Annotated in this window: 10 protein-coding genes and 1 pseudogene; 6 read left to right on the top strand and 5 right to left on the bottom strand. The window is 75.9% G+C overall.

All coding sequences use genetic code 11. The features are described 5' to 3' along the window. Window positions 1–18: 18 nt before the first annotated feature. Window positions 19–1,380: an FAD-dependent oxidoreductase gene (locus JIG38_RS04830; protein WP_199422642.1), complete on the bottom strand. Its 1,362-nt coding sequence runs from the start codon at window positions 1,378–1,380 to the stop codon at window positions 19–21. 106 nt (window positions 1,381–1,486) lie between these two features. Between JIG38_RS04830 and rarD the strand changes: the two genes are divergently transcribed. Further along, on the top strand, window positions 1,487–2,410 hold the full coding sequence (gene rarD / locus JIG38_RS04825) for an EamA family transporter RarD (protein ID WP_199422641.1): 924 nt from the start codon (window positions 1,487–1,489) through the stop codon (window positions 2,408–2,410). On the opposite strand, the gene JIG38_RS04820 is transcribed toward rarD, so the two are convergent. The 4 genes from JIG38_RS04820 to eccD form a co-directional block, all read right to left on the bottom strand. Beyond that, window positions 2,394–3,854 carry an RDD family protein gene (locus tag JIG38_RS04820; RefSeq protein ID WP_199422640.1) on the bottom strand — a complete coding sequence of 487 codons (1,461 nt, stop codon included), beginning with the start codon at window positions 3,852–3,854 and terminating at the stop codon, window positions 2,394–2,396. The genes rarD and JIG38_RS04820 overlap by 17 nt on opposite strands. Before the next feature lie 150 nt (window positions 3,855–4,004). After that, the gene (locus JIG38_RS04815) at window positions 4,005–5,297 is read right to left on the bottom strand and encodes a S8 family serine peptidase (protein WP_199422639.1); all 1,293 of its coding nucleotides are present in this window, start codon (window positions 5,295–5,297) and stop codon (window positions 4,005–4,007) included. After that, window positions 5,294–6,679 carry a type VII secretion protein EccB gene (eccB, locus tag JIG38_RS04810; RefSeq protein WP_199422638.1) on the bottom strand — a complete coding sequence of 462 codons (1,386 nt, stop codon included), beginning with the start codon at window positions 6,677–6,679 and terminating at the stop codon, window positions 5,294–5,296. The genes JIG38_RS04815 and eccB overlap by 4 nt, the downstream gene beginning before the upstream one ends. Before the next feature lie 3 nt (window positions 6,680–6,682). Then, on the bottom strand, window positions 6,683–8,032 hold the full coding sequence (gene eccD / locus JIG38_RS04805; RefSeq protein WP_199422637.1) for a type VII secretion integral membrane protein EccD: 1,350 nt from the start codon (window positions 8,030–8,032) through the stop codon (window positions 6,683–6,685). A 301-nt stretch (window positions 8,033–8,333) separates the two neighbouring features. On the opposite strand from eccD, the gene JIG38_RS04800 reads away from it, so the two are divergent. The 5 genes and pseudogenes from JIG38_RS04800 to JIG38_RS04780 all read left to right on the top strand — a co-directional run. Next, complete coding sequence (locus JIG38_RS04800) at window positions 8,334–8,645, top strand: WXG100 family type VII secretion target (RefSeq protein ID WP_199422636.1); 312 nt, start codon at window positions 8,334–8,336, stop codon at window positions 8,643–8,645. Between the two features lie 26 nt (window positions 8,646–8,671). Then, complete coding sequence (locus JIG38_RS04795; RefSeq protein WP_199422635.1) at window positions 8,672–8,956, top strand: WXG100 family type VII secretion target; 285 nt, start codon at window positions 8,672–8,674, stop codon at window positions 8,954–8,956. Window positions 8,957–9,122: 166 nt separating this feature from the next. Next, window positions 9,123–9,650: a hypothetical protein gene (locus JIG38_RS20910; protein ID WP_199422634.1), complete on the top strand. Its 528-nt coding sequence runs from the start codon at window positions 9,123–9,125 to the stop codon at window positions 9,648–9,650. A 2-nt stretch (window positions 9,651–9,652) separates the two neighbouring features. After that, the gene (locus JIG38_RS04785; protein WP_199422633.1) at window positions 9,653–10,981 is read left to right on the top strand and encodes a S8 family peptidase; all 1,329 of its coding nucleotides are present in this window, start codon (window positions 9,653–9,655) and stop codon (window positions 10,979–10,981) included. Beyond that, window positions 10,981–12,213: pseudogene (locus JIG38_RS04780) on the top strand (hypothetical protein); the annotation flags it as partial. The gene JIG38_RS04785 and the pseudogene JIG38_RS04780, both read left to right, overlap by 1 nt.

Here is a 12,213-nt window from a genome sequence, read left to right as displayed (position 1 = left end):
GGAGCGGGTGGGGGCGGGTCAGCCCTCGCCGCGGATGACTGCGAGCATGTCCTCGCGCGGGACGACCTTGATCCGCTCGCGGCCGTGTGGCTCGCCCAGCGACTGCTCGTAGGCGTCGAGCAGCATCCAGCCCGACCACTCGACGTGGCCGACGCCGCGCTCGGTGAGGAACGCCGTGACGGCGTCCGGGTCGGGCTCGACGGCGCGCGGCAGGTCCTCGACGTCGGACACGAGGTGCTTGATCGTCTCGGTGGCGTCCGACTTGGTGTGGCCGATGAGCCCCACCGGGCCGCGCTTGATCCAGCCGGTCGTGTAGACGCCGCGCAGCGGCTCGCCGTCGGCCTCGACCACGCGCCCCTCGCGGTTGGGGACGACGCCGCCGACCTCGTCGAACGGCAGTCCCGGCAGCGGGGAGCCGAAGTAGCCGACCGCGCGGTAGACGGCCTCGACCGGCCAGTCGTGCATCTGCCCCGTGCCGGCGACCGAGCCGTCGCCCGTGAGGACCGTCCGCTCGGTGCGGAGCCCGGTGACGTGGTCCTCGCCGAGCACGGCGACCGGCTTGTGCAGGAAGTGCAGGTGGATGCGCCGGCTCGCCGTGAGCTCCTCGGGCTCCTTGAGCGTCCAGTCCGTGAGGGTCTTGACGACCTGCTTGGTCTGGTTCGACGAGTGGATCGCCGCCATCGAGCCCTCGTCGAAGTCGAAGTCCTCGGGGTAGACGACGACGTCGACGTCGCGCACGTGGCCGAGCTCGCGCAGCTCGAGCGGGCTGAACTTCACCTGCGCCGGCCCGCGGCGCGCGAACACGTGGACGTCGGTCACCGGGCTCGCGAGGAGACCCTGGTGGACGTTGTCGGGGATCTCCGTCGGCAGCAGGTCCTCGGGGTGCTTGGCGAGGATGCGCGCGACGTCGAGCGCGACGTTGCCGGCCCCGATCACGGCGATGGACCTCGCCTCGAGCGGCCACGTGCGCGGCACGTCCGGGTGGCCGTCGTACCAGGAGACGAAGTCCGCCGCGCCGAAGGAGCCGGGCAGGTCGATGCCCGGGATCGGCAGCTCGGCGTCACGGATCGCACCCGTGGAGAAGATCACCGCGTCGTAGAAGCGACGCAGGTCGTCCAGGTCCAGGTCGGTGCCGTAGTCGACGTTGCTGAGGAGCCGGATGTCCCCCCGGTCGAGGATCTTGTGCAGCGCCACGATGATCTGCTTGATGCGCGGGTGGTCCGGCGCGACGCCGTAGCGCACGAGGCCGAACGGCGCGGGCAGCCGCTCGAACAGGTCGATGGAGACCTCGAGCCCGGACTTCGAGAGGATGTCGGACGCGTAGATGCCGGCCGGCCCGGCGCCGACCACGGCGACTCGCAGGGGGCGGGTGCTGCTCACGGGCAGTGGTGCCTTCCGATGGGGGACGGCGGGGCGCCGGTCGCCCTGGCGACGGCGCGCCGCACCAGGACGCTGAGGTCAGTGTAGGCGGGCGTAGGTTGGGCCGGTGCGCTCGCCCGGGGACCCGTCGACCGCCCCGCTGGACCGCACGGGCCTCGCCCTCGGGCTCGGGGCGTACCTGCTCTGGGGCTTCCTGCCCCTGTACTTCCCCCTGCTGGCGCCCGCGGGTCCGGTCGAGATCATCGCCCACCGCGTCGTGTGGTCGCTGCTCTTCTGCCTCGTCCTGCTGCCGCTCACCGGCGGGTGGTCCGCGTTCACGCGCGCGCTGCGGGACCGGCGGATGTTCGGCACCCTGGCCGGCGCCGGCGCGCTCGTGGCCGTCAACTGGCTGGTCTTCGTCCACGGCGTGCTCACCGGCCACACCGTCGACACCGCGCTCGGCTACTACATCAACCCGCTGGTCACGGTCGCGCTCGCGGTCCTCGCGCTCGGCGAGCGCCTGCGGCGTGCGCAGTGGGTCGCGCTCGGCGTCGGCGCCGCTGCGGTCGTCGTCATCACGGTCGGCGTGGGCCGCCTGCCGTGGATCGCGCTCACGCTCGCCGTGACCTTCGGGCTCTACGGCCTCATCAAGAACCGCGTCGGGCGCACCGTGCCGGCCGTCGCGAGCCTCGCGGTCGAGACCGCGGTGCTGTCGCCCGTGGCGCTCGCCTACCTCGGGTGGCTGGCGGCGACCGGCTCGGCCGCCTTCGGCGCCCACGGCGCGGGCCACGCGGCCGCGCTCGTGGCGTCCGGCGTCATCACGGCCGTGCCGCTCCTGCTGTTCGGCGGCGCCGCGCGGCGGCTGCCCCTGAGCGTCGTCGGCATGCTCCAGTACCTCGCCCCGACGCTGCAGTTCCTCGTCGGCGTGCTCTGGTTCGGCGAGGAGATGCCGCTCGCGCGGTGGGTCGGCTTCGGGCTCGTCTGGCTCGCGCTCGTCGTGCTCACCGCGGACGGCCTGCGCCAGACGCGACCGTTCAGCCGGCGACCGTGAGCCAGAAGTCCCCGAACGCGACGGACGCGCGGTCGGGCACGCGCACCTTCTGCTCGGGCGCGCAGAGGATCTGCTGACCGTCGCCGAGCGTCACCACGGTGCCGTTGGTGGAGTTGCGGTCGCGCAGCCACACGCCGTCGGTGTCGACGCCGAGCACGAGGTGCGTCTTGGAGACGGACCGGCCCGGGTCCGGCACCGCGAGCAGCTGGTCCGGCTCGGCCTCGCCGTCGCGCGGGGCGGGGTTGCGACCGACGAGGGCCGTGCCCTCGAGCGTGAGCGTCCGGCCGTCCCACAGCTGGAGCGTCGCGCGCGGCGCGCCGCGACCGGTGCGCTCCACCTCGGGCACCGACAGCCGGCTGGCGTGGCCGAGGCGCGTGCGCTCCACGTCGTCGTCGAGGGGCGGCAGGGGCTGGACGCCCTGCTGTGGCGAGGTCACCAGAGCAGCATCCGACGCCTCGGGCGCGGACGCCACCTCCGACGGCGCCGTGTCGTGCTCGGACGGCTCGCCGAGGCGGTGCTGCGGGCGCGACGTCGCGACGGGGACCGACGAGATGATCCCCGTGCCGTCCGGCACCGCAGGTGCGGGCGCCGGCGGGCCGGCCGGGCCGGGCGCCGGGGCGACGGGGACGGAGGTGACGGGGACCGACGTGACGGGGGCAGGAGCCGGCGCCGGAGCGGGTGCCGGCGGCGGGCCGGCGGGCGCAGCGCCCGCGCCCGGGGGGGTCAGCGGGAGGCGGGGCGCGAGCAGCGGGCCCGGCCGCGGCTCGTCGGGCGCCGACGACGGCGGCGGCGGGGGCGGCGGGGGCGGCGGCACCGCGCCGCGCGGGTCGGACGGCACCGGGCCGACGGGCAGCGCGGCCCCGGGGGCGCCGGACACGGGCGGACGCGGCGTCGCGGGCGCGGCCGGGGCGAGCAGGCCGTCGATCCGGCGCGCGACGTCGGGCGCCGACGCGGACGCCTCCGCGGGGTCGACGCCGACCGCCACGTCGAAGACCATCGAGCCCGCCGCCTTGTCGTGCCAGCCCTGCCGGCGGCCCGTCCCGTCGAAGAAGGGCGACGCGTAGACGAGCGCCTGGCCGACGCCGCACGCGAGCGACCCGGCGGCCGGGACGAGGAGCCGGACGAACGCCTTGCCGAGCCCGATCGGGCGACCGGTCGTCGCCGCGAGCGTGCGCAGGCCGACGAGCCGCTTGCCGATCGTGTAGCCGCGCGCGCCCTGGAACCACCACTGGAACGCCGCGAGCGCCAGGACGAGGACGTACCCGACGACCACGAGGGGCGACGTCGGCGGGACCGCGGCCGAGCCGGACCGCACGGCCTCGACGACCGGGAGCAGCCCGGTGACGACGAACGCGCCGCCGAGCAGCATCGCCGCGGCGCCGTCGATCACGGCCGCGAGCAGTCGCTTGGCCATGCTCGCGGGCACCGCGCCGGGCGTCGCCATCCGTCACCTCTTCCTGAGTCCGTCCACGGTCGTCGTCGGGCAGCACGCCGCTGCCCGGATCGCCCGTCCCTGTGGCATCGGCACGTCGACGCCGGAACCTGAGCGGCCCGCCCCGTGCGTCGCGTCACGTGCGACGTCGTCCGGGTCCCGTCAGGTGGTCGCGGCCGCGGCGCGCTCCCGGCGGCGGCGCCCCGTGAGCCGCGACACGACGAGCGCGGCGAGGCACGCACCCACGCCGCCGAGCAGCCACCACGTGGAGACCGCCTGGGCGGGCGCGAGGACATCCTCGGGCGCGCCGAGCTCGAGGTCCGCCGGGCGCGGGGGCGTCACGACGGGCGCCTCGTACGCCGGGCTCGGCGGCCCGGGGGCCGAGCCGTCGTCGACGAACGCGAGCGCGGACGACGGCCGCACGACGCCCCAGCCCACCCAGTCGTCCCGCGCGTCCGCGACGAAGCGCGCCGCGGTGACCGTGAGACGGTGGGCCCACTGCGCCGGCCGCTCGCCCGGGTAGGCCTGCGCCACGAGCGCCGCCGCCGCGCTGACGTACGCCGTCGCGTAGCTCGACGACGCCGCGCCGCCGAGCACGCAGTCGCCCGCGGCGTGGAACGTCGTGAGGACGTCGGTGCCGGGAGCGGCGATCTCCACGTGCGGGCCGTGGATCGAGTCCTCGGTGGCGCTGTCCCCGGCGTCGACCGCGGTCACGGCGAGGACCTCGTCGTACGCCGCGGGGTAGCGCGGCGAGTCCGTGGTGTCCTCCGCCGTCGTCCGGTTGCCCGCGCTGGCGACGACGAGCGCGCCGCGCTCGGTGGCCACGCGGACGGCGTCGCGCAGCACCGGGTCGTCGACGGTGCTGCTGATGGACACGTTGACGACGCGCGCGCCGTTGTCGACCGCCCAGAGGATGCCCTCGGCGATGCGACCCGTCTGCGGCTGGACGCCCGCCTCGACCGCCTGCTCGTCGTCCGCGTAGTAGACGCGCACCGGCAGGATCGTGGCGTCGGGCGCGAGCCCGACGAGCCCGGAGCCCTCCCACGGGCGCGCGGCGATGATCCCCGCGACCGCCGTGCCGTGCCCCGCCGTGTCGGTCCAGCCGCGCGGGTCACCCTCGAGCCCGACGACGTCGACGCCGGGCAGCACCGCGGGCGTGAGGTGGGTGTTCGCCGGGTCCACGCCCGAGTCGACCACCGCGACGACGATGCCGGCGCCGGTCGCGGTGCGCCACGCGTCACGCGCGCCGAGCCGGTTCAGCGCGGGGGGCTCCTGCGCGACGTACTGCACCTTCTCGGGGGTGCACTGGCCGACGGCGGTCGGCACGCGCCCCGACGGCGTCGGCGTGCCGGGAGCGCCGGCGGACCCGGGCGCGGCCGCGGCCCCGGGCAGCGCGAGCCCCGACGCCAGCGCGAGACCGGCCGCGCCGAGGACGAGGCGCCCGAGCGTCCTCACCCGGCCGCCAGCACGGCCTGCGCGGCCCCCTGCTCGGTGAGCGCGGGACCGCCCGGGAAGAGGTTCATCCACGCCTGCGGGACGTCCACGATGTCGTCGGCGGCGTAGCCGAGCCGGCCGAGGATCTCGTCGGTGGCGACCGGCACCGGGTAGGCCGTGCCCGTCTGGTCGATGAGGAGCGTCGGCCCCGTCATGCCGGGGCCCGCGGTCGCGTGCACCAGCGCGCCCGCGGCGGGCTGGACCTCGACCGACTGGCGGCCGACCTCGATGACGACGTCGGGGTGCGCGACGAGCTCGACCTGCGCGGGCTCGCCGGTCTCCGCCTGCGTCGTGAGGTAGGCGCACGCGACCTCGTCCTCGGGCAGGGCGGCCGGGAGCTCGTCGGGCCAGTCGGCGCCGCCCGCCGCACGCTCGGCCGTGTTCATCGCGCTGATCTGACCCGCGGTGACCTCGACGTCGGCGCCGGTGACGGCACCGGAGCCGATCCGGTAGAGCTCGAGCGCGAACGGGCTCAGCGGCGCGAGGTCCCCGTTCTGGTCGACGACGTACCGGGCGCCGGTGTCCGTCACCGAGACGACCGAGCCGACGACGGCACCGGGGGGCGCGGGCACGTCGTCCGGGAGCGGGTCACCCGCACCCGGGGTCGTCACGGGGGACAGGTCCTCGCCGGCCGGGAAGAGGTTGAGCCACTGCGCGCTCACCTGCCAGGGCTGGACCGTCTCCTGGCGGATCGCCCGGAGCACCGCGGGCGCCTCGGCACGCGGCACGAGGTGCCGCCGGCCCTCGACGACGAGGTAGACGTCGTCCGCGGTGCGCACGAGGAGCCCGAGCGGCGTGGCGGCGGCGGCCTCGGCGGCGGCGAGGTCCTCCTGGACCTGCGTGACGACGTCGCCCGTGCGCAGGATCGTCGCGAGGCCGCCCTCCGGCTCGGTGCACGCGAGCCAGCCCGAGCTGATCAGCGAGGACCGGGTCGGCAGGTCGTCGGGGGCACCCGGGATGCCGCGCGTCTCGCCGCGCGGGGTCGACGCGATCTTCTCGTCGTCGACCTGGATGACCCGGAACTCGCCCGCGATGAGCAGGCGCGCCGAGGCGGTGTTGAGGATCGGGTAGAGCGTGCCGTCGATCGCGACGTAGCGGGAGCCGCCGTCGCGCGTGACGATGAGCGAGTTGTCGTCCCAGCCCTGGGGGAGCCCCGGCTTGAGCAGGCCGAACACGAGGCTGCCCACGACGAGGAGGCCCGTGAGGGCGACGCCGGTGACGACGGCGCGCAGGGGCTTGGTCGGCTCGAGCTCGCGCCCGCCCGGGGCGCCGGAGACGAACGCGGTGAGCAGGCGTCGCCGGCTGAAGGTCTGGGCCTCGACGAGGTCCTTCTTGTTCGCCACGGGTCAGACCAGACCCGCCGCCGCGACACCGAGCGGGAGCAGCACCGCGAGGCACGTGAGCTCGAGGGTGTCCGCGGCCCGGCCCATCGCGACGCGCTGACGGGGCGCGACCAGGCTCAGCGCGATGACCAGGGCGGCGGCTCCGCCCGCGACCATGGCGAGGCCCGTGCGCCAGGTCGGGTGCGCCGCCGCGGCGAGCACGCCGGTGACCGTGAGCCCGAGGATGCCGGCGCCCATGACGACGAGGACGTCCTGGCGCGAGTAGGTCTGCCGGACGCTCAGGAGCATGCCGGCGAACGCTGCGGTGACCAGGAGCGTCCCCGGGACGCCCGTGGCGACGACGGCCGGCGCCGCCGCGACCGCGAGCGTCGCGACCGCGAGCCGCAGGGCGACCTGGAGCCGGTGGCCGCGGCCGTACTGCTCGCGCACCTGGGCCGGGTCGAGCGGGACGGGGTCCAGCAGGATCTCGGCGTCGCTGCGCGGCGACACCACGCGCAGCGGCGTGCTCGCGAGCGCGAGCCAGGGGATGGCGTTGCCCGCGGTGACGACGACGGCGACCACGATCGCGAGCACCGTCCCCGGCGCCGCGCCCGTCCCCGCCACCACTGCGCCGACGACGGCGACCGTCAGACCCAGCACCCCCGGGGCGACGCAGATCTCGCGGCCGGTCGTGAGCACGGGGACGCCGAGCGCCGCGACGAGCAGCATGCCGAGGCCGGCGAGCGCCGCGGGGACGCCCCACGACGGCGGCTCGGCGGTCGCGGTGAGCCCCGCCACGAGCCCGAACACCGTCGCGACGAGCACGAGCGTGCGCGCGCCCACGTCGTGCCCGCCGACGCGGCCGACGACGGCACCCGCACCGAGGACGAGGAGCGCGCCGGCGCCCGCGACGACCGGGGGCACGAGCGAGCCGACGTCGGCCCCGAGCAGGAGCGCAGCGCCGGTGAGCAGGAACGCGGCCGCGGCGACCACGGCCGTGAGGGCGGAGTCCCGCGGGGTCCAGGGCGCGTACTGGCCCTCGACCGCGTCGGCCACGGCCTCGACCACGTCGTCGTAGACGCGGACGTCGGCGACCTGGGCGCCGGACTCGAGCGTGAGGACCGACCCGTCCTCGACGCCCTGCGCCTGGAGGCTGCGGTCGGAGTCGAGCGGCCGCCCGTCGGTGCGCACCAGCCGGAAGCCGCCGTACACCGTGCTCGCGTCGAGCAGCCCGAGCGTGCGCGCCAGGCCGGGGACCAGCTCGGCCACGGGGACGTTGCCCGGCGCGCCGAGGTCGACGGCGCGGTCACCGGCGCTCACCGAGACCCGGACGAGCGTCCCCAGGACGCCGGGGGTCGAGGTGGCTGCGGACATCGGCGGCCCTTCGGTCGTGGTGGCGCGTGCGTCGGCGGTCAGCATAGTGAGGCCGGGCGGCCGGGCGACCGTGACGCCCGCGCCCTCGCGCCCCCGGACCTCGACCGTTCCTTCACGTGTCGGACGCGACGTCACTCGTTGGTGTGGCCGTTGGTGAAGAGTCCGTGCACAGGTCCGCGAGCGGTTGCCACCGGTCCGACGTGATCGTCTAGCCTCATGCCTGGCGCCGCAGGGTGCCGACCCTGGCTGTCCGGTCGGGTTCTCGAGAGGCCCCGAGGGGTCGTGGTAGGGGGAGGTGGCTATGGCTGGCGAAGTCTCCGCAGCCGATGGTGCGCTCAAGGCCGGCGCGTCCGCAGTGGCGCAGTCCCGCAGCGAGCTGCAGAACGAGCTCAGCGTGCTGCGCGGCAAGCTCGAGGGCCTGCGCGGTGCGTGGGTCGGTCAGGGCGCAGTCGCGTTCAACACGCTCATGGAGCGGTGGAACGGCGACGCGAACAAGATCATCAGCGCGCTCAACGAGTTCGAGAGCAACCTGATCTCGTCGCAGAGCACGTACACCGCGTCCGACGAGGCGCAGTCCGCCTCGATGGGCCGCCTCACCAGCCGGCTCGGCTGACCCCGACCAGGCAGAAAGGCACATCGATGAGCGACCTGAAGGTCAACTTCTCCGCCCTGTCCACCGCGGCGGCCGACATCTCGACCGGTGCGAACCAGCTCGAGGCCAAGCTCGCCGACATGGACCGCTCGCTGCAGCCGCTGCGCGCCAACTGGTCCGGTGAGGCGTCGTCGTCGTACGAGGCCGCCAAGGCCAAGTGGACGTCCGCGATCAGCGACATGAAGCTCCTCCTCGCCGACATCGGCAAGGCCGTCGACACGTCGGGCCAGGAGTACAACGCGACGGAGAAGAACAACGCCGCTCGCTGGTGAGCCGTGCCGGCCGTGAGGCCGGACGCCCAGCAGCCGTACCAGCACGGCCGCGCGCGCCCCGCGTGCGTGGTCCGGTGTTCGTGACGCTCGCCCCCAACCCCACCGCCGGGGTTGGGGGCGTGGCGCCACCGCCACCGGTTCAGGGGGAACGATGGAGGACGAGAACGTGGCAACGTCGGTCGAGATGACACCGGAGCGCGTCCAGCGCTGCGTGGACGACCTCAACGCGCTCTTCGACCAGATCGAGACCGACTTCCTGCCCCGGGTGAAGTCCGCCCAGTCGGTCCAGACCACGGCGGTCTGGTCGGCGGCGCCGCCGGCGGTCGACTTCCTTCTCGCCATGTCCACGGTGCTCGACACGGCGGAGGACCGCCTCAAGGACCTGTGGGCCGAGGTCCGGCGGCTGTGCGAGACGCTGCAGCGCAACGCCGCCGACATCGAGAACATGGACGCCGCCACGGCCGAGGCCCTCGCCCGGCTGCTGACCCGGGCGGACACGCAGCCCGAGGGGCCCGACTACATCCCCGCGCCCGTGCCCTACGCGCCGGGCTACACGGTCCCCGCGACGGCTCCGTCGCCGTTCCTGACCCCGCCGGCGATCATGGCCGCGACGACGACGACGGCGTCGACGTCGCCCTTCGCCGACCTGCTCGGCCCGACGCCCGGTGGCGGCGCCAGCTACGCGAGCCAGTGACGGTGCGGCGGACGGCCCGCCCCGCGGCGGCGCTCGCGCTGGGCGCCGCGCTGCTCGCGTCGGCCCTGCCCGCCGCGGCCTCGACCGGCGCCGGCGACGGCCTCTGGTACATCACCGAGACCGGCATCGACGAGGCGCACGCGCAGACCACGGGCGAGGGCATCACGATCGCCGTCATCGACGGCCCGGTGAACCCGGCAGCACCCGACCTCGTCGGGGCGAACGTCGTCGTCCGGCCGAGCTTCTGCGGCGCGCCCGACGGCGTGACGCCCAGCGAGACGTCGACCGGGCCGGACGCGGAGCACGCGACGGGCACGGTGGCGCTCCTCGTCGGGACGGGCGCCGGGGCTGGTGGGCAGCCGGGCATCCGCGGTGTCGCGCCCGGCGCGACGGTCCTCACGTACTCCATGCACGCGCCCGGCTGGCAGGAGGGCGACCTCGACGGCCCCGCGTGCCTCGGGTCCGCCGGGTACGTCGACGACCTCGCACCGGTCGCCGAGAGCATCGACGACGCCGTGGCCCAGGGGGCCGACATCATCAGCATGTCGAGCGGCAGCGCGTGGAACAACACCATCGGCGAGGCGGTCGCCCGGGCGTACGCCGCCGGTGTCGTCATCGTGGCCGCGCCGGGCAACGACGGCGTCATCGGCTGGCCCGGGTCGGGCAACGGCGTCGTGATGGTCGAGATGTCGGACTCGGCGCTCCAGCTCGACCCCGAGACCGACACCACCTCGAGCCCGTACCTCGCCGTCGTCGCGCCGGGCGAGGACATCCGCTGGTACGACGCGGCCGCGGGTTCGTGGGACAGCTACCGGCTCGCGAGCGGCACGAGCATGGCCGCGCCGTGGACGGCGGGGGCGATCGCGCTCGCGTGGTCGCAGCATCCGGACGCCACGGGCAACCAGATGATGCAGGCGCTCATCCGCAACACGGCGATCGAGAACCCCGACCTCGAGCACCACCCCCAGTGGGGGTACGGCCCGGTGGCGATCCTCAAGCTCCTCGAGGCCGACCCCACGCAGTACCCCGACGAGAACCCGTTCCTTCGTCCGCTGGACGACCCCGGGACTGTCGTCCCGACCACCCAGCAGGTCCTCGACGCGATCGCCGCGGCGTCGCCGCAGGCGACCGCCGAGCCGTCCGAGACGCCCACCGCTGAGGCCACCGCCGCGCCCCGCCCGGACTCCGACGCCGACGGCGTCGGGTCGGGGGCCGGTCCCGCACTCCCCATCGTCCTGGGCGGGGTCGGCGTCGTCGCCGTCGCCGCCGTCGTCCTCCTGGCCCGACGCCGGGCCGCCAGCGCCGCACCCGCGGCAGGAAGGGAGCCGTGATGGGCTCGAACGTGGAGAACCTCGCCAAGACCGAGAACGGCAACCCCGGTATCGCGGCGTCGCGCGTCGTCGAGCTGGGCGACACCGCGCCGGAGCTCCAGTTCCAGGCGCAGGTGCTCGACTCGATCGGGCGCGAGCCGGGCATGACGGGCCAGTCCGCCGACGCCGCCCTGGACGCGTTCCACGACGTCAGCGTCCAGTTCGTCACCTACTCGGAGAGCCTCACGCGGATCGTCGACGCGACGACGCGCGCGCAGGCGGCGCTCTCCACGGCCCAGACGGAGTACGAGGCGCTGCCGCCCGAGGGCCTCGAGCCGTGGCAGCAGCAGGCCGTCAGCCAGGGGTACAGCACGGGCACGCCCGTGACCGTGCCCGGCGCGGGCACGCTGCCGGCCGCGACCGCGGAGTCCTACTGGATCCAGAAGCGGCGCCAGGAGCGTGAGGCGCAGGCTGCTTCCGCGATGGCCACCCTCTCCGCCGAGATGAGCACGGCGACGCAGATCGCCACCAACGCCTTCAAGCAGTCCAACGACCGCGACGACTCACCGTCCGGGCCGTCCGGGCCGCCGCGGACGCCCTACGTCCCGACGGGCTCGGGCCCCGGCCTGCCGACCTACGGCGGCGGCCCCGGCTACCAGGGCGGGCCCACGACCGGCGGCCCGACCGGCGGCACGGGCAGCACGGGCGTCCTCGTCGGCATCGGCATCGGCGGTGGTGGCGGCGGGGGGACCGGCACCGGCATCGGCACGGGCGGCGGCGGCGGCACCGGCGGCGTGCTCGTCGGGATCGGCGGCGGCACGGGGACCGGCACCGGCACCGGCGGCGGGGTCGGCACCGGCGGCTCGGGCACGGCGGACGGCTCCGTCCTCGGCTCGGTGTCCGTCGGCGGCGCGGCGGGCGTCGGGGCCGGCATCGGCGTCGGCGGCGCGTCCGGCGGTCCCGGGCACGGCGTGGGCGGAGGCTTCGGCGGCAGCGCCGGCGGCGCGGGCGGCATGCTCGCGGGCGGCGTGGCGATCGGCGGGGCCGCGCTCGGCGCGGCCGGCCTCGGTCGCGCGGCCGCGAACCGGGGCAACGCGTCCGGCGCGGGCACCGGTGGACCCGGTGGACCCGGTGGAGCCGGAGGACCCGGCGGCGCCAACGCGACCGGCGCGCCCGCAGGGCTCATCGGCGGCGCCGCGTCCGGTACCGCGGGGGGCGGGGGGTCGGCCGGCTCCGGCGGAGGCCTGGCGGGC

The organism is Actinotalea solisilvae (genome assembly GCF_016464425.1).
Classification (GTDB): domain Bacteria; phylum Actinomycetota; class Actinomycetes; order Actinomycetales; family Cellulomonadaceae; genus Actinotalea; species Actinotalea solisilvae.
The sequence above is the reverse complement of the archived record's forward strand: the minus strand, read 5'-3'. Positions and strand labels throughout refer to the sequence as shown.

What these genes read in the sequence shown, in the direction of transcription:
- JIG38_RS04820 (WP_199422640.1), bottom strand. Translation starts at nt 3,854, where the DNA reads ATGGCGACGCCCGGCGCGGTGCCCGCGAGCATGGCCAAGCGACTGCTC.
- eccD (WP_199422637.1), bottom strand. Translation starts at nt 8,032, where the DNA reads ATGTCCGCAGCCACCTCGACCCCCGGCGTCCTGGGGACGCTCGTCCGG.
- JIG38_RS04800 (WP_199422636.1), top strand. Translation starts at nt 8,334, where the DNA reads ATGGCTGGCGAAGTCTCCGCAGCCGATGGTGCGCTCAAGGCCGGCGCG.
- JIG38_RS04795 (WP_199422635.1), top strand. Translation starts at nt 8,672, where the DNA reads ATGAGCGACCTGAAGGTCAACTTCTCCGCCCTGTCCACCGCGGCGGCC.